We start from the raw sequence: 23958 nt of genomic DNA, 5'->3' as shown, positions 1-23958 counted from the left end.
CTGTTGACCGACACTAAGCTGTCGCCTAGTCCAAGCGCATCGGCATCACGACATATTTGAAATCCTGGCGACCAGGAAGGGTAAGCAAGGCGCTGGACTGGGCATCGCCCAGCGCGACCTCGACCTCATCGCCATCCAGACTGTTCAGCGCATCGAGCAGATACCGGGCATTGAAGCCGACGCGCAGGGCGGCCCCGTGGTAGATGATTGGCAGCTCTTCTTGCGCTCCCGGGGATTCGCGTCCGCTCGGCTGAGGACCAGACTGTTCTCGTTGAGCACCCACTGCACACCGCAGGGTTCGTCGCGGCTCGTGCGTTTCAGCGCCTGCGCGAGGGCTTGCCTATTGATGCGCATAACATTCGCGCGATGACTCGAGATGAAGCTCTGGTAGTCGGGAAACTCGCGGTCGACCGGTTCAGACGCCGATGACCTTCCATCGACCCGGAAGCGAACCTGGCGCGGCGAGATATCGATGGCGACGGGGGTGTCGCGCTGGGCGAGCAACTCCATCAGTTCGACGACCGTGTTGCGCGCAAGCACAATCTTCTGACTGATCGCCTCTTGGGCGCTTACCGGATGCGTTGCCATCGCTAGACGATGACCGTCGGTCGCAATGACCCGCAGTTCGCGCGAATCGACGACCATCAGCAGCCCGTTCAAGACCTCCCGTGGCCCTACTACGTCTGTCCCCATGGCGTACTGCACCATCGCGAGCATTCTCTTCAGCGCAGTTTGCGGCAGCTCGAATGAAATAGCCGCGCTTTCAGCCGCCGGTGATGCGGCTGGAGTGCACTTCGCCCCACAGGAGGTGCAGAATTTTGCGCCCGCTCGCAACGGCTTCCCGCAGGCTGGACAGGGCTACTCCTGGGCGCGGACCGCCCCCGCGCCTGGCGCCACCGTCGAGTCGGCAAGGACCGCCTTCGCCCCACAGGACGTGCAGAACTTTTCTCCTGGTCGCATCGGCTTCCCGCAGGCGCGACAGGATGGCACCTCCACGTGGGACGCCGTCGCGCTGGGTGCCGCTGATGGGCCGGCTGGACCAACTATTGGCTTCGACTGCGTCAAAACCCTATCGTCGGTCAACAGCAGCCATGCTGCGGACGCAGCGGTTTCCAAAGCGATGCGGACGGCCTTGGTGAGGTCGACGATGCCGGCCCGCGTCAAATTCTCATACCGGTGTGTGGCAGCATTGAGGCCGTGTGCGCCGTGAGCGCTCTTGATCGTGTCCAGCGCCACCGCACGGTCCACGCCGACATTGCTGGCAATCCAGCCGCACGGCTCCTCCAGGGCTTGGCGTACGACCTCGACGCCGGCTTGTTCTGCCTCGTTATTCATCGGCAGGCCATCCAGCGCCGCCTGCGCGCGAATCAGGGCCACGCCTCCGCCAGGCACCGTGCCTTCCTCTTTAGCGGCTTCGATGGCGTTGAGCACGTCATCCAAGAGCGCTCGCGTGTTTTTCATGTCGGCTTCGGAGGCTGTCCCGCAGTGGATGACGGCGACGCCGGTGACCAGTTTGGCCCTGCGCTCCCGTATTTTTTCGATGTCGTAGTCGCTACGGCTCTGAGCGATAGCCGTATCTAGCTCGGCGATCCGCGCCTCGATGGCGCGTACCGGACCCCTGCCCTCGATAAGGCTGGTGTTGTCAACGTCCACGATCACCCGTCGCGCCTGCCCCAGCTCTGCAAAGCTGGCGTTCATAAGCGCCGTCGTCCCTGAGATGACCTGGCCGCCAGTGAGGATGGCGATATCGGCCAGCATGGCCTTGCGGCGATCCCCGAACCCAGGCGCCTTGACGGCGCAAACCTTGGCCTGGCCCGTGAGCTTCTGGACGACGAGCGTCGCCAGGGCCTCGCCGTCGATGTCTTCTGCGATCACGAGGAGAGACTGGCCTGTCTGCACCACTTGGTTCAGGACTGGCATGAGCGCAGGCCCCTCCGAGAGCCTGCCATCGATCAGGAGGATATAGGTGAAATCGAACACTACCTCCCGCCGATCCACGTCGGTGATGAAATACGGCGAGCGATAACCCCGGTCGAAGCGCATGCCGGTGACTATTTCGAGTGTGGTTTCCTGCTCCCCTGACTCGCCGACGGCGATCGCGCCCTCTGGCCCTACCTGCGCCATAGCCCGGTCGATAATGGCGCTAAGCGAGGCATCCGCGCCGGCCGCCATCGTCGCCACCCTGGCGATTTCCTTGGGTTCCTGCACGGGGTGCGACAGTTTCCTCAGCGCTTTCACGACAGCGTCCACCGCCCGGTCGATCCCGGTCTTCAGGCTCTGGGGATCATGGCCCTGCGCGAGCGCGAGTAGGCTCTGCGCATACATAGTGCGTGTCAGGATCGCCGTGGTGGTGGTACCGTCGCCGACGATGGCCGACATCGTGGTCGCGACCTCGAGGACCCATTGGGCCGCGGCGCTCTGCTGGGGGTCATTGAAATAGAACGTGCTCTCCGCCGAAAGACCGTGCTTGAGCTCCCTGGGTCCCAGAGTGGTCGCGACCGCGTCCGTCAGCGCATTGATGCCGACCAGCATGTTTTCCCGTGAGCCCATACTTACCCCGGTTTGAGCTTGGGCCATCTCTTCAGTCTCCAGGTTTCGAGCCAACGGCTGGCTTATGGTGTCGCCCCGTTCGATTTGCGAGTGCCGTCAGGTCGCAATAGCGCGGTGGACTGTGACGATATCGCCGTCATCGCTCTCAACGTCTTCTCGTCCAAAAACGCGAATTCCGGCGGATCGGCCGGCTCCCATTTTCCGTTTGCGAGCCGGCTCCAGCTCAAGGATCCCAATCCCACCGTCCAGAGGGTGTCCTCGGGCCCTTTGACGCGCAGAGCGCCATGCAGCGCTTTAAATGTCTCTTCGGGAACAAGCTTTTGATCGCGCACATGGCGGAGTACAGCGGCAAGCGCGCAAATGTCTTCGAGTTCAACCATGGCGTCCCGGGACTCCGCGCGTTTGAGCGAACGGAACCATCCTCGTACCGTGAGCCGCTGCTCGGGCGAGGTGGGCGATTTCGTCAGCGATTGCGGCATGACCGTGCGGGCGGGAGCGGCAGCGGCCGCCGGTTCGCCCGACTGGGCGGTGTTTGCACTCTCGATTGTCGACGTCTTCCCGGTTTGCTCGACCGGCGGCGTACCCGGTTCCGGGGAGGGTGAAGACACACTCGGCTCCGCTAAAAGCCGGCTTCCGCACTGGCCGCAGAACTTCATGGTCGCCGGGTTGGCTTGACCGCAGTGGCTGCAGACGATCTGCGACGAGGCCTGCCGGGCGTCCGGCGCTGCCGCCCGCTGTTCGTTCGATACTCCGAGGACCTCGTCGCGCTGCTCTTGTGTCGAGGCCGTCGCGAGGATCGCGCGCTTCAACGCGACCTTGGGCGCGGTGGGGAGCAGCGCGACGGCGATCATCTCGGCGAGGGCGATATAGAGCTCCCGCTGCGTCAGCGCGCGATGCTTGGCAACGCCGAGACCGCTGCCGTCCGGTTCGAGCTCGATCAGATGATTGGAGAGCCTGGTCGGCGCCAGGAAGGCCTCGATCAGCGGCAAGGCGCCGAGCTCGGTCAGCACCTCGAACCTGAAGCCGGCTGCGACACCGATGCCGTCGATGAACTCGTTCCCCATCCTCTGGGCCGCGTCGCCGAAGCAGAAAACGTCCCGACCGTCGTCCTGATCGTGCTGTGCAAGCAGGAATTTGGCGTCTTGCAGGACGGCCAGCTGTTCGATCGGCGTCTCCTTCAGCAGCGTGGCAACGCCCGGCGCAAGCTGGATGAAGGCGGGAAGCAACCAGCGCAGATCGCGGCGAGCAATCGCGTCGCGCATGGTGGCAATGAACTCCGTCTGCCCGACGCGAAGCGAATCCGCCGCGCCGTAGCTCAGCGCACTCTGATATTTCGCCCGCCGGTACGCGTCGACGGCATGCAGCGCATAGACGAACGCTGGCAAGGGCAGCGTCGGCGGCAGATCGTTTGAAATAGCGCGATCCGATGCACTCGAGAGTCGGAAAAACCACCAGCCCAGGTATGCCTCCGCCGAATCGAAGGCGTGGAGGGCGTATCGGCCGTCCTGCTCGGGAGCGACGACGACAAACGTCTGCCCCTCCGCATGGCTTGCGCAGGCGAAAAATACGGCAGGGGGCACCGATGCACCGGCAAACCGGTGCGTGATGCACAGATCAGGTCTTGCGAGGATGGCAGCGATGCTCGGCGGTAGCGAAGGGACGGATGGACCGTCCGACATGCCAACTGACTGTCTACGAGCATCCAGATCCTCGGCAAACGGCGACAGCGCGTTCCAAGACGCGGCGCCGTTCAACAGGGCATCGCAAAGCTCGTCCTTGCCGAATTCGCCGCTCCACTCTTCGGGTGCGTCCAGGCCGTATGGGTTGCCGCAACGCTCATAATTCGCGATGTAGTGCTCGATAGGCATTGCGGTGCCCGTGTCTATGAGCCTCCCACTTTGCCGCTCGACGATAATGGGCGCGTTTCCCACAATCGCGTATCGGGGATCTTTTGTTTCCAGCCACGTCTTGGAGGCATAAGAGAACACCCACCCCCAGGGCTTTTCAATGGTTGCCTCATCGACAATGACAATCTCGTCATTGCACACCTCGGCTTCAACCAACCGTCGCGCTTGCTCTTTGGTGACCATGAGACGGCTAATCCTCGATTGGTGAGTTGCACTCGCCGGCCAAGCGTCGCGAAAGCGGTCGTCGCGCTCGCCATGGCGGCTCTTGCCGCACTCTCGTGTAGCAGATGGCATTGGCTCCGTGCAGAATTTTTTGCCCGCGGGGCTCGCCGCGCCGCAATTGGGCAATTGACCATCTCGGGGCTGTGACCATTTGGGAGCGGGTGGCGTTTCAGTGTTTCCGATCGGTTGACGCCTTCACCATCGGCCGCGCCCTAGGGACTCTCATCGCCGCTTGGTCCACGGTTGCTGATGAGTGACCCGATCAGCAGAAAAGCCTCCTCCTCGCTGATGATGTTGCTCTCGTCGATTTCGCCCATGCGAAGATCGATGAGCAGCTCGCTGTCGGGCCGCCAGCCTTGCTGGCGATGGTAGACCTGCGGGTTAAGGCCATTGTCTTCCCTAAAGATCACCCACTCACCCTTCGGGTAGTCTTGCTTGTAGTACGTCCACATGGTCAGGGCCCCTGCTTCTTCGGGATGGACGGGATCTTGTCAATTTTGTCCGGGCGTGCCAACGCATTAGAGATTTTCCATTGCTCATCATCAAGCAGCGCCCATGCGGGATTAGAGCGATCGGCGGGAATAAGCTTTCGCATCTCTTCGAATAGGTGGTGAGTACCCGGGCCCTTGGCCCACAAACTTTCTGCCGTATGGAACTGCACTTCCATTAACTGCCCGGTTGGGCTACGCAATTGGGCATTGATCCCTTTGTAGGATTTCAATGCGTCGGGCCAGGTGTTCTTCAATTCGACAATCTGGTATCCCTCGTCTGCAAATTTCTTCAAGACTGCCACCGTGCCGTCGGCGAGCTTTTCCGGCGGGAAGATTGAGGTGTAACGGACCGTGTCAGCGATGTTGTCCGCCGCGGCCTCAACACTGAGGCCTTTTCGGGTGGCATCCTTGGCAATCTTTTCCACCAAGGACCCCGGCCTCTTCAAGCGGTCCTTCAAGCCCTCCATCTGGCCCCCCATCGCTTCCGTGGTGGTTTGGATACTCTGGGTAATGGCCGGTTCCGCGGCCTCTGCTTTCGCCAGCAAGGCGTTAGCTTTGTCCAATAGGTCGATCTGTTGTTGGTCGGTGAGATGCTTGATCTCGGGGACCTTTGGCGCTTCCGGAGGGGGAGTGGCGGGGCCTGGGCTGTCCGGCAGCCCCGGGGGCACCGTATCGTCGAGTGCGGAGGCCGCGCCGGAGGCGCTGATGTCGTCGGCACCTTGCGCCAATTGGGCGCCACGGCCGGAACCCTGCGCCGCTGCCCGCGCGGCATCGTCGGCGGCGGAGGCTGCCGCCACGCCATCGCCCAGCATGCCGGAAGCCGGGGCCGCCGCCTCGCCAATCCCGGCGACTCCCTTAGCCGCGCCGGCGAGCTTGCTCACGCCGGCCGTGGCCGCGCTGACACCGCTGATAACCCCCTCGACCGTGGTAACGCCTATCGCTGCGCCGACGAGCCCATCCCAGAGACCGTCGATGACATCCCGCCCATGAGTCCGGTCGCCGGCGGCTTTCAGGCGGTCCCACGAGGTCTCGACAGCGCCGTGCAGGCCTTTCCACACCATGGCGGCGGTATCTGTTACCGTGCCGCCTATCGTGTCGCCGACGATCACGCCGGGGCTGCGCCAGAGATCGCCAGCGAGATTCGTCCAGTTGCTGGGCGTGGTGGCATCCTCAATCGCGTCCGCAACCGCATCCCCTATCGCGCGCGCGCCCGAGTAGGCCGAGCGTCCCAACGCGATGCCGCCTCTGGCAAGCGCGATGACGGCGCGCACCTGTTGGCCGGGAGAGGTCAAAAACTCGCCCCCCGCCTGTGCCCCAGCGATTGCGCGCTGGCCCAGCCCCTTCGGGATATTCCAGAAAACGTCCGTCAACATGCCGCCAAGCAAGTCGAGGGTTTGCTGTGCCCCTTCGGCCTGCGCAGCGTGGTCGTCCTCCAACGACCAGGTAAGCCCCGGGAACGGCTCGGCAGCCGTCCTGCCTTGCGCCCCGGCCGTTGGCTCGCCACCGGCACCGGGCGCTTGATCCGGGGGCAGGTCACCCATCGTGGTCGCCCCCGGGAGGTCAGGCAGGTCACCGGATGGGTCGGGCAGGTCGCCGATGGTGTCCGGCGTCAGCCAGGGGGAATCCGGATCGGGCAGGTCGCCCGCGCCATCGAGCACGGCCGATGCGGTGAGCGGCGCGTCGCCCGTCCACGGAAGATCGGGCGGAGGTATTGTGACGTCATCATCGGTAACCGTCGTGTCGGGCACGCGCCAAGGCAGGTCGGGATCGGGCAGGTCACCCGCGCCATCGAGTACGGCGGGCGTGGTGAGCGGCGCGTCGCCCGTCCACGGCAGATCGGGTGGAGGCATCGTGTCGTCATGATCGGGGACTGTCGGTGGGGTCGCCAACCCGTCCGGCGGCGCAAACCCGGTCTCGCCTCGCGATGGGGGGGCTTTGGGCTCCGGACCGCTGCCGCCGCCGGCGCCCGCCATCGGCGCGCCGAGCACGCTGCCGACGCCGGCACCGAGCCCTGCGCCTAAGCCGGCCGCGAGACCGCCGCCGACCGACTGCCCGAGCACCGCCGGCACGTCCACTGTCGCGCCGTGGTGGGCTTCTCCGCTCCAAGCCCCCATCTCGCCCGGCACGCACTCGCCCGGCACGCATCGTTGCGCGAAGGCAGGATCGATAAAGCCAAGCGCAAGCCATGCGAGTTCCACGAATGCTAATAGCGCGGCTGCGCTGGGAGGGATTCGACGGGACAGTATCAGCGCCGCGATCGCGCAAGCCGCCGCGAAAGCGAGCTTGGGCAGGGCTCCGGGGAGAACGAAGCCTACGCAAAGGGCGAGGGCGCCGCCAAGCAAGCCGACCGTCACCCCCGGCACGCCCACCGGGTGCCGGCTTCGGGACGGAGCGGCGTGCCGGACGAGATCCGACCACAGGCGAAGCAGCAGCGCCGAAACCAGTCGCCCCAGGATCGAGGGCAGCGACGACATCAGGCCCGCAGCGAGGAAGAGGCCGACCCAGGGCGAGACCAGGGTTGCGGCAACCAGGCTGACGGCCGCTCCCCACAGCAGGTGAACGCGAGCGGCCTCTCCGTCCCGTTTGAAAATGAGGCCGAGTGCGGCGGGGAATTCGCTCAGATCATGAAAAAAGCGTTGAGTGCCGACCGTGCGCCAGTAGCCCGCCAATCCGCCGATCACCATGCCGCCGAGGGCGAAGCCGAGCGAGCCCCACAAGGCGTTGCCTTGTCCGAACGCAAGAGCGCCGGGCGCCACCTGGTGGCCACCGTAGACAAAGATGAGCAGGAGCGCGTTTATTGCATAACCAAGAGCGGCACCAACGACGGCAGAGGTGAACGCTGCCCGGGCATTGCGGCTCAGCCACTCGGTGACGACGCGAACGAAAGCACCAAGGTCTTGGGGAACCTGGGTTTGACGCGCAGACTCCTGGCCCGTCATGCCCATGCGTCTTCTCCGATCAGCTGGACCTGCCGCTCTGTCGCGATGGCCGTTTTGTCTCGTCTGACTTTTAGCGGCGAGACGCAATGCTGCACGAAGGCCATCCCTTTTGTCAGCGGCCAATCCGTGCCAGGTGAGTCGCGAGTCGCCTCGGGGTGGTGCACGAACCGACCGAGAAAGAGTACGGTTGTGATAGGTGCCATGAAGGTCACGCCACGTTGCGGGAATTTCCGAAGCACAAACGCTCAGGTTGCAAGCCTCGGCTCAGCCCGCACGCACCGGATGACGGCAATGCCGCCGTGTGAAAAGAGAAAAAGTCATAAAAAAAGGATAGACCATCCGGACTTTTCGATGCTCCTCCGAAGAGCTTCCTTAACGGTGCAATAGTGGCCGCCTGCCGACCGAAAAAACCGCCCCTCTAACCGGGTAGTCTGGTGCCCGGCTGAACGGCAGCTCGTGGCCGATTTCAGCCGGTCACGACCGTCGCAAACCGACCCAAAGCGAACGGCCCGCCGGAAGGCAAGAGCCACATGCGAGGCGACGTTACGAGGTAAACCGCTTGAGACGTTCTCTTCAATCTATGTCCTTCGCGCCAAGCCATCAAAAAGAGTCGATAGCATGTCGCCCCGTCATCCTCGTACTTAGCGCGGTCGTAGTTCTGAGCTAACGCTCTACCAGGCACGAGCTCGTAGCTCAGATCCGACCGACAAAAAGCCGCCCAAATATGGGCGGCTTTTTGTCGGTTCGAGAAGGCATGCCGGGTTCGAGCAGGGTCCGGCCAGGTGCGCAGCCCCATGGAGTGATGGTGCATCATCCCTGACTCGTCAGGATAGAACGCCTTCGGCGTCCCTCCCTTGGCCCGCTACCGTCGAAGCTACAGCCTGAACCGGCCGAAGGCGGCGTCCATCTTGCCCGCCGACCCGGACAGACGCTGCAGCGTCGCGCTGACGTCCTGCAGCACCGCGTCGTTCTCCCGTACCGCGCCGTTGATCGTTTCGGTGCTCTCGGCAATCTGCCGCGTCGCCCCCTGCTGCTCGGTGGTGGTGCGGGCGATCTCGTGCATCCTGTCCTTCACCGCCTGCATCGACGCGCGCATGCGCGCCAGGCTGGCCTCGGCAGCGCACATCAGTTCGGCCCCCTCGTCGACCTGCCCCACCGCTTCGCCGACGTCGCCGACCGCACGGCCAGTCTCCTCGCGGATCGCGCTCACCTTGGCCGCGATCTCCAGCGTCGCCTCGGCGGTACGCTCGGCCAGTTTGCGCACCTCGTCGGCCACGACGGCGAAGCCGCGGCCCTGCTCGCCGGCGCGCGCCGCTTCGATCGCCGCGTTCAAGGCCAAGAGATTGGTCTGGTCGGCGATGTCGCGGATCACCTTGGTGATGCCGGAGATGTCCTGCGAGCGGCTGTCGAGCAGCGCCAGCATGCCCTCCAGGCTGCGCACCGCGCGCGCCGTGCCGTCCATGCGGCTGGACAACTGCTGCATGTTGGCCGAGCCGTCCTCCAGTTCGCCGCCGGTCTGCTGCACCATTTCGTCGGCGGCTCGCGCGCTGTCGGCGATGTGCGCGACGCTGACGGTGATCTGTTCCAGCGTGGCGGCGTTGGCCGCCGACACGCCCGACAACTGGCGCGAGTGCTCGGCCACGCCGCCGACCATCCGGCTCGCCTCCTGCACGCCGCCGATGACGCCGCCGGCGCCGATCCTGAGTTCTGCGAACATCGCGTTGAGCCTTCCGGCGAACTGGTTGAACGCGCGCGCGGTGTCGGCGATCTCGTCGCGCCCGCTCTCGTCGAGACGGCGCGTCAGGTCGGCCTCGCCTTTTGCGATGTCGGCCATCGCCGCCTTCAACTGCAGGAGCCCCGCGAGCATGCGGCCGATCACCCAGCCGGCGAGCGGCACCAGCAGCAAGAGCGTGACGAGCGACAGGCCGGCGATGCTCAGAAGCAGCGTGTTAAGCGGCGCGAGCACCTCGTCCTTGTCGGTGACGATGCCGACCAGCCAGTCGGTGCCGGCGATCGGCCTCATCGACATCAGCGCGGCCAGGCCCGCCACCTCGACCTCGTCGACGCCGTTGCGCGCGGCAAGCGACGCGATGCGCTGTGCGGAGAGCGCCGGCGCGACCGACGCGATCGGTTTGAGCGTCAGCGCCGCCTGCGGGTGGGCGATCACCGTTCCGGCGCGGTTGACGATGAAGGTGTAGCCCTTGCCGCGCACCGGCAGCGACAGCACCGACTTCACCAGCGTATCGACGAACACGTCGGCGCCGATCACGCCGGCGAACGCCCCGCCCGCGTCGAACGGCGCAGCCACCGTCACGATCAGTTTCTTGCTGTCGGCGTCGACGTAGGGTTCGGTGAGCACGGTCTTGCCCGCCGTCTTGGCCAGCGTGAACCACGGCCGTTCTGCGACCTTGAAGTCGCCGGGCGGCACCCAGTCGTCAGACCAGACCGAGCGGCCGTCGGCGTAGCCGATGTAGTCGACCATGAAGTTGCCGGCGCGCGCCGCCTGCTTGAGGTCGGCCAGCACGTCGGGCCTGGCGGCGATCGCGCGCTGCGCGGCGATCTGCTGCTTCTTCTCGTTCATCCAGGTCTCGACCACGGCGCTCTGCCCCTGCAGCGCGGACGTGAACTCGTGATCGAGGCCTTGCATGATCTCGCGGCGCATCTGCGTGAACGCCAGCCACAACAGCATCAGCACGAACAGCACCATGACCGCCGCGTTGAACGCGACCAGCCGGCTTCGGAGCGACCGCATCGTAGGTCTCCAGAGTCAGGGGGAGCGCCATTAGAACCGCTATCCACCGGCGCAACAATGCGGCCATCCCGAATCTGTAAATTCTGTTCGCCTACACGAATGGCATCGATATTTATGTGTTTTTAAAAGGCGAAAGCGAGACTAGCGCTGGCCGAGCAAGCCCTCGAGTTCGACGACGCGCGCGCGCAGCGCGTCGAGCTCCTCGCGCTGCGCGCTGATGTCCTCGATCACCGTGATCAGGTGCTCGGGCTCGCCGCTCGCGTCGTTGCGCTGCAAGGACGTCTTGACCTTGGCCCAGATGATCCGTCCGTCCTTGCGGCGGAAGCGCTTCTCGAGCGCGTACATCGCGATCTCGCCGGCCAAGAGTTCGTCGAGCCGTTCGAGATTTTCGGCGAGGTCGTCCTCGAGCGTCAGCGCCTGGAAGGTCAGACCGGCCAGTTCGTCGGTGCTGTAGCCGAGGATGGTCGACAAGGTCTGGTTGGCCTTCAGCCAGCGCCCGTCCAAGCCGATGTAGGCGATGCCCTCGGACGCGAGCTCGAAGATCGCGCGAAAGCGCGCCTCGCTGCGGGCCAGTTCCTCCTCGGCGCGCTTGCGTGCGGTGTTGTCCATGCTGATGCCGATCATCTTCACCGGCCGGCCCTCGACGTCGCGGATCGGCGTCGCACGCGACGAGATCCAGCGCGTCTCGCTGTCGGGCGCCACGATGCGGAAGTCGATCTCGTGCGGCCGGCCGCTGGCGATCGAGTCCTCGTATACCTTCTGCATCATCGCGACGTCGTCTTCCGGCACGTGCGGCCAGAAGTCGTCGTTGCGGCGGATCGGCCAGCCGTAGACCGCCTCGACGTTGGCCGAGTAGGTGACGGCGTCGGTGATCAGGTTCCACTCCCAGGTGACGATGCGCGCGTTCTCCTGCGCGAGCTTCATGCGCGCTTCGCTCTCCATGATCTCGGCGGTGTAGCGGCGGCGCACGTCGGTCATCGGCAATTCGACCGGGGCAGCGTTCTCGAGGCCCTGCTGCGCCTCCTCGCCGTAGCGCAGCCAGATCCAGTTGACGCCGAGCAGGGTGGCGAGCTTGCGCAGCTTCTCGTAGTCGATCTCGCCGCCGCGCGTCCACTTGTGGACCGCAGGCCGCGACACGCCGAGCGCGGTGGCGACCGCCTGCAGCGTCAGTTTCTTGTGTTCGAGCAGTTCCTTGAGGCGGAACGCGAAGCTGTTTTCGTTCATCTTGGGCGGGGCTGGGGTTCGGGGACGCCGGGCGGTTGCCGGCGGCCGCATCTGCGCCGTACGTTACACGCCCGCTTGCCGACATGCCAAGCGCGTCGCGGTGGAAACCGGGTAAAAAAAGGCCCGCACGAGGCGGGCCATCAAACTGCAGCGCACAACAAGGGTTGGCCGAGCCCTGAAGCCCGACCGCTCCACTGGAAACTCTTACCCGGCCCGTAGCTTTAAAGATCGAGCACGATGCGCGAACCCTTCGCGCGCGACACGCAGATCATCATCGTCTTCTGCGCCGCCTTCTCGTCGTCGCTCAAGTACTGGTCGAAGTGTTCGGCCTCGCCGTCGAGAATCTTCGTCTCGCAGGTGCCGCACACGCCCTCGCGGCACAGGCATTCGACCGACACGCTCTTGTCGCTCTCGATCGCCTTCAGGATGCTGCCGCCCTCTTCCACTTGCAGTTCGCGTCCGCTCTTGGCGAGCACGACGGTGAACGCGCCGCCCTCTTGCGGCGCGGCGGCGAACTGTTCCCAGTGGATCTGGTCTTCGGCGAGGCCGCGGCGGCGGCACGCTTCGATCACCGCGTCGATCAGCGGGCGCGGGCCGCACACGTAGACGTGGCCGTCCTTGGCCGTTCTATCAATGAGTTCGTCGACGTTGAGCTTGCCGCCCTCGCTGTTGACGTAGAAACGGCAGCGTTCGCCGTGGGCGCCTGCGGCCAGCTCGCCGGCGAACGCACCGTGCTCAAAGCTGCGGAAGGAGTAATGCAGTTCGTAGTCGGCGCCCCGCTCGGCCAACTCTGCCATCTGCGACACGAACGGCGTGATGCCGATGCCGCCGGCGATCAGCACGTGCTTCGAGCCCGCCTCAGAAAGCGCGAATAGATTGTTAGGCGTCGAGATCGTCAGCTCCATGCCGACCGTCACCTTGTCGTGCATGAAGGCCGAGCCACCCTTGGACGCCTCCTCGCGGCGCACGCCGATCTGGTAACGGGACAGGTCGCGCGGCGAACTCATCAGCGAGTAGGCGTTGCTGTGGCGCTTGGCGCCGTCCTGCATCTGCACGATGACGTGGCTGCCTCCGGTGAACGCCGGCAGGTTTTCGCCGTTCGTCGCGGCGAGCGTGAAGCGCTTGATCAGCGGCGTCACCTCGTCGATCGCGGTCACGCGGACCGTTATCATCTCGTATTTGTTGGCCATCGCTGCCTCCATTCCATCCCGGCGCCGGTTCGGCGGCCGTCTTGCCGGTGTTACAAAACTTTGGGGGAGCTCGGCCAACGTCGGCCGAGCCTTGTCATGCCTACAGCGCCATGCACAGGTACTTGGTCTCGAGGTAGTCCTCGATGCCGTACTTCGAACCTTCGCGGCCGAGGCCGGACTGCTTGACGCCGCCGAACGGAGCGACCTCGTTAGAGATCAGCCCGGTGTTGATGCCGACCATGCCGTACTCGAGTTGCTCGGCGACTCTCCACACGCGGCCGATGTCGCGGCTGTAGAAGTAAGACGCGAGGCCGTAGATCGTGTCGTTGGCAAGCCGCACGACTTCTTCTTCTGACGAAAAGCGCACGATGGGCGCGACCGGGCCGAAGATTTCTTCGTCGAGCAAACGCATGCCCGGCTTCACGTCGGCGATCACGGTCGGCGCGAAGTACTGCTCGCCCTCGGCCAAACTATGCCCGCCGGCCAGCACGCGCGCGCCTTGTGCGGTCGCGTCGTCGAGCAGCTCCTGCACCTTGGCGACGGCCTTGGTGGTGATCAGCGGGCCGATCTGCGTCGCCGCTTCGAAGCCGCTGCCGACGCGCAACTCGGCGACTCTCTTCGCGAATTTCTCGGCGAACTCTTCATATACCGCGTCGTGCACGTAGAAGCGGTTCACGCACACGCAGGTCTGGCCGGCGTTGCGGTACTTGGCGACCAGCGCGCCCTCTACCGCGGCGTCGACGTCGGCATCGTCGAACACGATGAACGGCGCGTTACCGCCGAGTTCGAGCGACACCTTCTTGATCGTGCCGGCGCACTGGCTCATCAACAGGCGGCCTACCGGGGTCGAGCCGGTGAACGAAAGTTTTCTGACCAGCGGGTGGCCGGTCAGCTGCTTGCCGATCGCCGCCGAGCTGCCGGTGACGACGTTGAACACACCGGCCGGCACGCCGGCGCGCTCGGCCAACTCGGCCAGCGCCAGCGCCGACAGCGGCGTCTCGTTGGCGGGCTTGACGACGATGGTGCAGCCGGCGGCCAGCGCCGGCGCGGCCTTGCGGGTGATCATCGCCGCCGGGAAGTTCCACGGTGTGATCGCCGCGCACACGCCGATCGGCTCACGCACGACGACGAGGCGCTTGTCGGCACTCGGCGACGGGATCACGTCACCGTACAGGCGCTTGGCTTCCTCAGAAAACCACTCTACGAAGGAAGCGGCGTAGCGGATCTCGCCGAGCGCCTCGGCGACCGGCTTGCCCTGCTCCCAGGTCATCAGCCGCGCGAGGTCGTCCTCGTTGGCCTCGATCAGCTCGAACCAGCGGCGCAGGATCTTCGCGCGCTCCTTGGCGGTCTTGGCCTTCCACGCCGGCAGCGCGGCGTTGGCGGCCTCGATCGCCCAGATCGCTTCCGATTCGCCCATCAGCGGCACGGTGGCGATCTGCTCGCCGGTCGCGGGGTCGAGCACCGGCACGGTCGCGCGGCTTTCTGCATCGCACCAGGCGCCGTCGATATAGGCGCGTTGTCTAAAGAGTTGCGGGTCTTTGAGTTTCATCGTCTTGCCTTTCTGTGCGGGCCGGCGTTGCCGGCCCTAAGTTCGATCAGTCCTGATGCTGCTGCGCGATCAGCTGGTGGAAGTGCGCGATGCCGTGCTCGCTGATGCCGCTGCGCTGGTGGTCGGCCATGATCCGGCCCTGGCCTCGGTAGCCGCGCGACTTCAGGCCCTTCTGCACGCTCTCTACCAGACGCAGGTCCTCGGGGCGGAACACGGTGCGGTACCACTCGATGAGCGCCTTCTGCTCCGCGGTCAGTTCCTCGTTGAGGAAGTAGATCTCGTAGTGCTGCAGCGTGACCTCGGCGCTCATCGGGAACTCGTAGATCACGGTCATGAAGTTGGCGCCCGGCGGCACGTTGAACATGGTGCACGGCCACGCCCAGAAGCCGCTGAAGCTCGGGTCCTTGATCGACTCGTCGACCTTGAACGACTTCTCCGACGACTTCGCGAGGCCGAACTGCAAGGTCCAGTTGCCGTGCAGCGTGTGCGTGTACTTGTCGACCTGCACCGAGTCGGAGAAGCCCGGGTGCGCCGGCCCGCAGTGGTAGCACTCCATGTAGTTGTCGACGATGGACTTCCAGTTGGCCGGCGTCTCGGTGACGAAGCGCGCGGCGAGCTTCAGGTCGTCGACCACCGGGCAGGCGGCGCGCAGCTTCGCTTCCATGCCCGGCAGCTGGGTCTCAACCGAACCGGCTTCCGGGTTCATGTTGATGAAGACGAAGCCGGCGTATTCCTCGACCTTGACCGGCACCAGACTGGATTTTTCCTTGTCGAAGTTCGCGACGTTGTCGCAGTTGCGCGCGTGCGCCAGCTCGCCGTCGAGCTTGAAGGTCCACGCGTGGTACGGGCAGGTGATGACGTTCTTGGCCTTGCCGCTGCCTTCGAGCAGTTGGTGGCCGCGGTGCGGACAGACGTTGTAGAACGCGCGCAGCACGCCGTCGCGGCCGCGGACGACGACGATACTCTCGCCGATCACCTCGCGCGTCACGTAGTCGTTAGCCTCGGCCAACTCGCTTCGGTGCGCGACGCAGATCCAGCTGTCGGCGAAGATCTTTTCCTTCTCGGTTTCGAAGACCGAATCCTGCGTGTAGTAGCTCGCCGGGATGGTCCACGCGTTGGACGGGTCGGCGCAGAAGTCGGCGGGGAGCTTGGTGATCGGGATGGTTTTCATGCTGTTCTCCTTGCAGGTCGGCCGCGGCGACTTTGATGTCGCGACCATCTGTATATTTAAGGTTAACGTATAACTTTTGGTTAACTTTTAAGCCAAAAAATTGGCGCCATTCGGGTCGGCCACTAGGGCCGGTGCACTGCAAAATCAATCCGGCTTTTGCCTGCTGCGGCGTCTACCCGTCACGATCTTCTGCCCGCGACGGGTCGGCCGTTTCGCGAGCCGGCTCAGGAGCCGGCCGGCACCTCCTTTGCCTGGCCACGCGCGGCGATCTCTACCGTGTCGACTGCCGGTAACTCACCGCCCTCTTCCTTGGCCAGGCGTACCGCCTGCTCTTCGATGATATGCGCCGGCATCGCGCTGTAGTCCTGTGCCATCCACTTGAAGAAGCCATAGATCTTGACCAGCAGGATCGCCATGAACGGGATCGCCGTCAGCACCACCGCGGTCTTCATCGTCGACAGCGAGGCCTTGGCGAACAGCATCGCCAGCGGCACCAAGGTCAGCATCACGCACCAGAACAGGCGCAGCGTCGGGCTCGGGTCTTCGCCTTCGCGCAGGTTCTTGGTGCTGGTCGCCGCCACCGCGTAGGCGACCGCGTCCATGTGCGAGGCGAGGAAGACCACCATGATGAACAGGTAGGCCGCGAGGAAGCCCTTGCCGAACGGCAGCGCGGTCAGCAGCATTTCGACCGCGGTCTCGCCGCCCTGCTCTTTCAGGATGCGCGGCACGTCGATCACGCCGGTCATGAAGGCGTGCATGCTGTAGCTTTCGAGCGCGCCGAAGAAGAACCAGCAGCCGACGCTACCGCCCAGGAGCAGCGCCCAGATCACTTCCTTCATCTTGCGGCCACGCGACACGCGGGTGACGAACATCGCGACGCCCGGCGTATACGACACCCACCACAGCCAGTAGAACACCGTCCAGCCGCGCGTGAATTCACCGTTGCCGGCCGGGTCGGTGAACAGGCTCATGCGGATGTAGTTCTGCAGCATCAGGCCGATGCCGTTGGCCGTGTTGTTGATCGAGAACAGCGTCGGGCCGACGAACAGCACCACCGCGGCGAACAACAGAGCGCCCCAGCACACCATATGGCTCAGGCGCTGCATGCCCTTGTCGATGCCGATGTAGGAGCTCAGCGAGAAGATCACCGACACCGCGACGATCACGATCAGCTGCGTGGTGAAGGTGTCCGGCAGGCCGGTAAGACCCGACAAACCCTTGGTCAGCGTCGACGCGGTCAGCGCCAGCGACACGGTCAGCGCGCCGAACATCGTAAACAGGAAGATCAGGTCGACCACGCGCCCTACCGGGCCGTTCGCCTTGAAGCCGGTCACCGCCTCGATCACCGACGCCAGGCTCAGCCCCTTGTTCTTCCTTACGTGGAAGTGGTACGCCATCGCCAGCGACGCCAGCGCGTAGATCGCCCAGGCGCTGAAGCCCCAGTGGAAGAACGAGTAGCTGATGCTGTACTCGAGCGCTTCACGCGTGCCCGGCGCGATGTTGAGGCCCGGCGAGTTGTAGTAGTACGCCCACTCCATCACGCCCCAGTACATCGTCGACGAGCCCATGCCCGCGCAGATGAACATGAACACCCAGGACACGGTCGAGTATTCGGGCTTGCCGCTGCCCAGACGGATGTTGCCGTACTTGCTGAACGCGATATAAGTCACCGCGATCAGACAGCCAACCACGAAGACCTGAACCGCTGTGCCGAACGAACGCGTAGACAGGTCGAACAGGCGTTCCGCAACGGCGGACGCCTCGGTGGGATAAGCGGCAAGGCCGAACACGGTAAGCAGGATCAACACCAGGCTTACCGATATCAGGAAGCGGTCCTTGCTGCTGTTTGAAACTTGCGACATGGTTTTTCTCTCCTTGCATGGATGGGACGTTTTTGTTCTTTTGAATGCTCTCGCCGACCTGGGTCGACGCAAAACTCCACCTGCGTATACCGAATCTCTCTCGTGATCGCTGTGCGTTTCTCCTCCTTCTGTTTAGCCTGCCGGCCGGCTTGACGTTCAGGCCGGCGAAGATTGTTAACTTATAGTTAACGTTATCTGTTAGTTAACTTTAGGCGGTTTCGAGTAAAGGCTCAAGGCCTTTTTTGGGCATTCCAGATCTGCGAAGGACAAGGGCGGCAGAGCGCGACTCGGCCAACGTCTCAAGGGCCAAGGGTTGCCCCTTATGACGACAAACGGGCGGCCGGGAAAGCCAATAAGGACGGGGGTTTTCGGGCGGGGGAAAGCGACGAGGCGCGCAGCTCTCACGGCACGCAATTGTTGGCAATTTGCAACGGTTTTTGCAGGCTGGCTCGGCCAACGTTGGCCGAGCCTTCACCGGAACGGGCGTCAACTCATGGTCGGCATGAGTCATGCCCGGTCAGCATTACGGCCGGTGATGCCCGATGTTAGTTCCGCCGTGCAGGCGATCACCCGCCGGGCACACGCGAACGGACCCAAGTTCAGAGCCCTTGCACCGCTTCGGCTATGCAGGGGTGCGCGGCCAGTCTATATATTTCGTATATGACTTAAGTAATAAAAATACCTTTTGAATACACGACATACGAATCCCCCACGAGGCCGCTTGACGCCTGAAGTAAGGCCTTTGGCTCTATAACCGTCCGATTTGAGAAAAAGGGACTGGCCAAATAGCCACCGTAGTGGCGGCACGCACCCTATCAAGGCCGACGCCGTCGGCGCGACCCTAAACTCACCCAGGTGAGCACAGGCATGCAACTACATCGAGTCAGCACCAACCGGCGCTTGTTAAGTTTTGCCTGGCCATTCGTCATGGCAGTCGCCTTATTGGTTCTGCTGGGCGTGCTGAGTCAGAACGTGCTCACGGCGGTACGCGCCTACGTCGCCGGCGAGAGCCTGTGGTCCAAGGGGCAAAAGGACGCCATCTATTATCTCGACCAGTATGCCGATACCGGCTCGCAACAGGCCTACCGGCAATATCTGGAAGCGATCAGGGTGCCTCAGGGCGACAGCAAGGCGCGCAAGGCGCTCGACAGACCCGACCCCGATCTGCGCACGGCCGCCGAAGGCTTCCTGCAAGGCGCCAACGACCCGGCCGATATAGACGATCTTATCTGGCTGTTCCTGCGTTTTCGCCGAGTCAGTTATATCGATCAGGCCATAGGCTACTGGACCCAGGGTGATGTTCTTCTCGCACAACTCGCCGAGGTGGCCGCCCGGCTGCATCGGGGTCTGAGCGCCGGCACGCTCGGCTGGCAAGAGATCGGTCAACTCAAGCAGGAAATCCAGCACATCAACCGCAAGGTCACGCCGCTGGAGAACGCCTTTTCCAGCACGCTGGCCGAGGGGGCCCGCGCCATCCAGCGCTTTCTCTTCATCCTCAACCTGGCCACCGCCGGGATACTGATCCTGTTCGCGCTGGCACGAACCCGCCAGCTGATCCGGCAAAGCGAGGCCTTCGAACGCGCGCTCGGCCAGAGCGAGGAGCGCCTCAATCTGGCGGTCAGCGGCAGCGACTACGGCATCTGGGACTGGAACATCGCCGATGGCAGCGTGTACTACTCCCCCCGAGTCAAGACCCTGCTCGGCCTGGCCGAGCACGAGTTGGAGGGCACCTTCCAGGCGTTTCTGGATCGCCTGCACCCGGAAGACACGGCACCGACGCTGGACGCGGTCAACCGGCACCTCGCAGGGGAAGGCGCGTACGACGTCGAGTACCGCCTGCGTACCCATACCGGCGAGTACCGCTGGTTCCGCGCACGCGGACAGGCGCTGCGCGACGGCGATGGCCGGGCAGTGCGGATGTCGGGCTCGATTTTCGACATCACCGACCGCAGGCTGGCGGAAAGCGCGCTCTTCGCCGAAAAGGAGCGGGCCCAGGTCACGCTCGCCTCGATCGGCGATGCGGTGATCACCGTCGACACCGGCGGCCGGGTCGAATACCTGAACCCGGTGGCCGAACGGCTGATCGGGCACCGGATCCAAGAGGCGCGCGGCCATGCGCTGGACACGCTGTTTTGCATCATCGACGACGCGGCCGAACGCCCCGCCCCGCTCGACTCCCTGCTGCACGACTCCGGCCCGGCCGGCGCCGGACGCAACCTGTTGCTGGAACGCCTCGACGGCTCCCGCATCGCGGTCTGCATGGTGAGCGCGCCGATCTACGACGACAAGAACGGCGTGTCCGGCCGGGCCCTGGTGTTCCACGACATGACGCGCGAACGCCAGTACATCGACAGCCTGTCCTGGCAGGCGACGCACGACGCGCTGACCGGCCTGACCAACCGGCACGAATTTGAACGGCGCCTGGTGCAGACGCTGGAAACCAGCGCACGCCGGCGCCAGCACCACGTGCTGATGTACCTGGATCTCGACCAGTTCAAGGTGGTCAACGACACCTGCGGCCACGCTGCCGGCGACGAGTTGCTGCGCCAGGTGTGCGTGCTGTTGCAGCAGCACCTGCGCGACGAGGACACGCTGGCGCGCCTGGGTGGCGACGAGTTCGGCGTGCTCTTGAAGAACTGTCCGCCCGAGGCGGCGGTGCAGGTCGCAGAAAAGCTGCGCCAGACCGTGCTCGACCTGCACTTCACCTGGGGTGGCCAGCCGTTCTCGATCAGCGTCAGCATCGGCGTGGTGCACATTTCCGGCACGCCGACCACGCTCAAGGAAGTGATGGGCGCCGCCGACGTGGCCTGCTACATGGCCAAGGAAAAAGGGCGCAACCGGGTGCAGCTGTACTCGGCGGAAAACGCCGAGCTCACCTCGCGTTACGGCGAAATGGAATGGGTACACCGGCTGCACCGCGCACTGGAGGAAGGCCGCTTCTGTCTCTACGCGCAAAAGATCGCGCCGCTGTCCCCGCGCGAGTCGCCCGGCCTCCACTTCGAACTGCTGCTCAGGCTGCACGACGAACACGGCAAGCTGGTGCCGCCGGCCGCCTTCATCCCGGCCGCCGAACGCTACAACCTGATGACGTCGATCGACCGCTGGGTGGTGCGCACCGCGCTTGCCGCACTCGCTGAACAGCCACAACAGGACCACCCTTGGACCTGCGCGATCAACCTGTCCGGCGCGTCGGTCGGCGACGATGCGTTTCTCGACTACCTGCGCGAGACATTGCTCAAGAGCGGCGTCGATCCGGCGCGCATCTGCTTCGAGGTCACCGAAACCAGCGCCATCGCCAACCTCGCGTGCGCCACCCGCTTCATCCGTGAACTGCGCAAACTCGGCTGCCGATTCTCGCTCGACGACTTCGGCGCCGGCATGTCGTCGTTCGGCTACCTCAAGCACCTGCCGGTCGACTACCTGAAGATCGACGGCAGCTTCGTCAAGGACATGGTCGATGACCCGATCGACCATGCGATGGTCGAGGTGATCAACCACATCGGTCACGTGATGGGCAAGCGCACCATCGCCGAGTTCGTCGAAAACCAGGCCACCCTGGAAAAGCTGAAAAAGATTGGCGTCGATTACGCGCAAGGTTACGGCGTGGCCAAGCCACTGCCGCTGGCGGACGTGATCGCACGGGAGTTCCAGCCCGCAGTGCACGAGGCCGGCGGCTGCAGCCCGCCGATTCCGGACACCGCGTTCTAACTAACCGCTTTGCCAGTGGTAAAACCCAAGGAGATCCAGCATGAACGATGAATTCGTCCGAGTCGGCCCGCTCAAGGAGATCGGCAGCTACCCGATCTGGGCACGGGAACTGGTCCACCTTTGCGAAGACAGCAAACGCCAGGTGGTCGAGCACGAACTGTTCCGCAAGATGCGTGACGCCGAACTCGACGAGAGCACGCTGCACCACTTCCTGATCGGCGTGTGGCCGGTCATCGAACAGTTCCCTCAGTACATGGCTCTCAACCTGCTGAAGATCCGCTATGGCCGCACGCGCGGCCAGGACCTGGCGCGCAAGTATCTGGTGCGCAATATCCGGGTCGAGCAGACCCACGCCGAACACTGGCTCGAATGGGCGCTCGCCAGCGGCGTCACCCGCGACGACCTGATGTTCAGCCCGGTGCCGGTGCCGATGCTGGCGCTCTGTCACTGGTGCTGGCACACCTGCGAACGCGATACGCTGGCGCTGGGGATGGCCGCCACCAACTTCGCGATCGAGGGCGCCACCGGCGAATGGGCGCTGCAGGTGTGCTCGCGCGACGCCTACGAGCAGACCTTCGCGCCCGCCCAGCGCACCAGGGCGATGAAATGGCTGAAGTTGCACGCCCAGTACGACGATGCCCACCCCTGGGAGGCGCTCGAGATTCTCTGCACGATGCTCGGCAACAACCCGACCTCGCGCGACTTCGCCCACATGCATACCGCGATCTGTAACAGCTACGACTACATGCGCATGACACTGGACTACTGCCTGGACGCCAGCGTGCTGCCGCCGCCGCGCGAGGTGCGCTTCGAGGGGGCCGCCCTGCTGCCGCGCATCAAGGGCCGATTCGCCTACGTAGGCTGATACTTGCCGCACGTGCCGCTTCTAGCGGCTCATCGTGGTAGCAGGGCGTGGCGAGGGACAGCGTACCGCCCTCGCGGCGCCGTAGGCACATCGACGTAAACAAAAGGGCTCGGCCAACCTTGGCCGAGCCCTCGCCCTTTCGGGCAGCATGGTGACGACGGCCAGGGACGCCGCCCTGCCTTGTGCCCGCCCCTGCGCCGAGGCCGCCGCGCCGCTCACAGCGTGCTACACCCACGCGGCATAAGCCATTGCAGCGCCGACCTTCCGCCCATCCGGCGTCCGCGCACCTCGGCTCGCCCCGGCAAAGCGCAAAAAAAAACGGCCCGGACAGAGCCGGACCGCAACGCAGGTGAAACGAAAGAACGCGTGAACCTTACAGCGCCGCCGCGACTGCCGCGCCGACGTCGGTGGTGTTGGCCGAGCCGCCCATGTCGGGCGTGCGCGGGCCTTCGACCAGCACGGTCTCGATCGCGCGCATGATCGCGTCGTGCGCAGTCTGGAAGCGCGCGTCGCCGTCGCCGAGGAAGTCGAGCATCATCGCGCCGGACCAGATCATCGCGATCGGGTTGGCGATGTTCTTGCCGTAGATGTCGGGCGCCGAGCCGTGCACCGGCTCGAACAGCGACGGGAAGGTGCGCTCCGGGTTCAGGTTGGCCGAGGCCGCCAGACCGATGGTGCCGGTGCAGGCCGGGCCGAGGTCGGACAGGATGTCGCCGAACAGGTTGGATGCGACGACCACGTCGAAGCGGTCCGGCTGCAACACGAAGCGCGCGGCGAGGATGTCTACGTGCTGCTTGTCCCACGCGACGTCCGGATACTGTTCGGCCATGTTGGCGACGCGCTCGTCCCAGTACGGCATGCTGACCGCAATGCCGTTCGACTTGGTCGCCGCGGTCAGTTTCCTGCGCTCCCGTGTGTTGGCCAGCTCGAACGCGTACTTCAGGATGCGGTCGACGCCGTGGCGGGTGAACACCGCCTCCTGCAGCACGAACTCGCGATCGGTGCCCTCGAACATGCGCCCGCCCACCGACGAGTACTCACCCTCGGTGTTCTCGCGCACCACGTAGAAGTCGATGTCGCCCGGCTTGCGACCGGCCAGCGGGCAAGGCACGCCCGGCAACAGGCGCACCGGGCGCAGGTTCACGTACTGGTCGAACTCGCGGCGGAATTTGAGCAGAGAGCCCCACAGCGAGATGTGGTCGGGCACCTTGTCCGGCCAGCCGACCGCGCCGAAGTAGATCGCGTCGAATTCCTTCAAGGTCGCGAACCAGTCGTCCGGCATCATCTTGCCGTGCTCGAGGTAGTAGTCGCAGCTCGCCCAGTCGAAGTGGGTGAACTCGATATTCAGGTCAAACTTGGCGGCCGCGGCCTGCACCACGCGGATGCCTTCCGGCAGCACTTCGTTGCCGATGCCGTCGCCGGCGATCGCGGCGATTCTGTAGGTCTTGCTCATGATTCCTGCCTCCGTATGTCCGGCGCGCAGCGCGATGGCGGTGCGGCGTCGATGGTTGGATGTAAGTCGATGTCC

Annotated in this window: 15 protein-coding genes and 1 pseudogene; 2 read left to right on the top strand and 14 right to left on the bottom strand. The window is 64.5% G+C overall.

The annotated features are described in order from the left end of the window. Positions 1-25: 25 nt before the first annotated feature. The 13 genes and pseudogenes from DWG20_RS16760 to DWG20_RS12030 all read right to left on the bottom strand — a co-directional run bounded on the left by DWG20_RS16760 (position 26) and on the right by DWG20_RS12030 (position 17857). Positions 26-187, bottom strand: a complete 162-nt coding sequence (locus DWG20_RS16760; RefSeq protein ID WP_425451614.1) for a hypothetical protein — start codon at positions 185-187, stop codon at positions 26-28. Then, positions 145-741: a DNA polymerase III subunit beta family protein gene (locus DWG20_RS12080; RefSeq protein ID WP_425451613.1), complete on the bottom strand. Its 597-nt coding sequence runs from the start codon at positions 739-741 to the stop codon at positions 145-147. The genes DWG20_RS16760 and DWG20_RS12080 overlap by 43 nt, the downstream gene beginning before the upstream one ends. A 54-nt stretch (positions 742-795) precedes the next feature. Continuing rightward, positions 796-852 (bottom strand): annotated as a pseudogene (locus DWG20_RS16755) (zinc-ribbon domain-containing protein); the annotation flags it as partial. A 6-nt stretch (positions 853-858) separates the two neighbouring features. Next, positions 859-2577, bottom strand: a complete 1719-nt coding sequence (gene groEL / locus DWG20_RS12075) for a chaperonin GroEL (RefSeq protein WP_115434053.1) — start codon at positions 2575-2577, stop codon at positions 859-861. A gap of 35 nt (positions 2578-2612) precedes the next feature. After that, entirely contained in the window at positions 2613-4640 is a 2028-nt protein-coding gene (locus tag DWG20_RS12070; RefSeq protein ID WP_115434052.1) for a YrhB domain-containing protein, read from the bottom strand. A gap of 251 nt (positions 4641-4891) precedes the next feature. Next, positions 4892-5131, bottom strand: coding sequence for a hypothetical protein (locus tag DWG20_RS12065; RefSeq protein ID WP_115434051.1), 240 nt, complete (start codon positions 5129-5131; stop codon positions 4892-4894). A gap of 2 nt (positions 5132-5133) precedes the next feature. Then, the gene (locus DWG20_RS12060; RefSeq protein ID WP_115434050.1) at positions 5134-8115 is read right to left on the bottom strand and encodes a hypothetical protein; all 2982 of its coding nucleotides are present in this window, start codon (positions 8113-8115) and stop codon (positions 5134-5136) included. Between the two features lie 868 nt (positions 8116-8983). Then, on the bottom strand, positions 8984-10861 hold the full coding sequence (locus DWG20_RS12055; protein ID WP_115434049.1) for a methyl-accepting chemotaxis protein: 1878 nt from the start codon (positions 10859-10861) through the stop codon (positions 8984-8986). Between the two features lie 141 nt (positions 10862-11002). Beyond that, complete coding sequence (locus DWG20_RS12050) at positions 11003-12085, bottom strand: helix-turn-helix domain-containing protein (protein WP_115434048.1); 1083 nt, start codon at positions 12083-12085, stop codon at positions 11003-11005. Positions 12086-12306: 221 nt separating this feature from the next. Then, positions 12307-13275 (bottom strand): PDR/VanB family oxidoreductase, encoded by a 969-nt coding sequence (locus DWG20_RS12045; RefSeq protein WP_115434047.1) that lies wholly within the window; start codon positions 13273-13275, stop codon positions 12307-12309. 100 nt (positions 13276-13375) lie between these two features. Further along, on the bottom strand, positions 13376-14824 hold the full coding sequence (locus DWG20_RS12040) for an NAD-dependent succinate-semialdehyde dehydrogenase (RefSeq protein ID WP_115434046.1): 1449 nt from the start codon (positions 14822-14824) through the stop codon (positions 13376-13378). A 46-nt stretch (positions 14825-14870) separates the two neighbouring features. After that, entirely contained in the window at positions 14871-15995 is a 1125-nt protein-coding gene (locus DWG20_RS12035; protein WP_115434045.1) for an aromatic ring-hydroxylating oxygenase subunit alpha, read from the bottom strand. A 224-nt stretch (positions 15996-16219) separates the two neighbouring features. Beyond that, a complete protein-coding gene (locus DWG20_RS12030) occupies positions 16220-17857 on the bottom strand; it encodes a BCCT family transporter (RefSeq protein WP_115434044.1) in 1638 nt (545 codons plus the stop codon). Positions 17858-18784: 927 nt separating this feature from the next. Here DWG20_RS12030 and DWG20_RS12025 point away from each other — a divergent pair. Both DWG20_RS12025 and DWG20_RS12020 read left to right on the top strand, forming a co-directional pair. Beyond that, complete coding sequence (locus tag DWG20_RS12025; RefSeq protein ID WP_245944716.1) at positions 18785-21565, top strand: EAL domain-containing protein; 2781 nt, start codon at positions 18785-18787, stop codon at positions 21563-21565. 40 nt (positions 21566-21605) lie between these two features. Then, positions 21606-22430 carry an iron-containing redox enzyme family protein gene (locus DWG20_RS12020; RefSeq protein WP_115434042.1) on the top strand — a complete coding sequence of 275 codons (825 nt, stop codon included), beginning with the start codon at positions 21606-21608 and terminating at the stop codon, positions 22428-22430. Between the two features lie 373 nt (positions 22431-22803). Here the strand turns inward: DWG20_RS12020 and DWG20_RS12015 are convergent, their stop codons facing one another. After that, positions 22804-23883 carry a tartrate dehydrogenase gene (locus tag DWG20_RS12015; protein WP_115434041.1) on the bottom strand — a complete coding sequence of 360 codons (1080 nt, stop codon included), beginning with the start codon at positions 23881-23883 and terminating at the stop codon, positions 22804-22806. Positions 23884-23958 lie beyond the last annotated feature (75 nt).

This window comes from Crenobacter cavernae (assembly GCF_003355495.1).
Taxonomy (GTDB): domain Bacteria; phylum Pseudomonadota; class Gammaproteobacteria; order Burkholderiales; family Chromobacteriaceae; genus Crenobacter; species Crenobacter cavernae.
The sequence above is the reverse complement of the archived record's forward strand: the minus strand, read 5'-3'. Positions and strand labels throughout refer to the sequence as shown.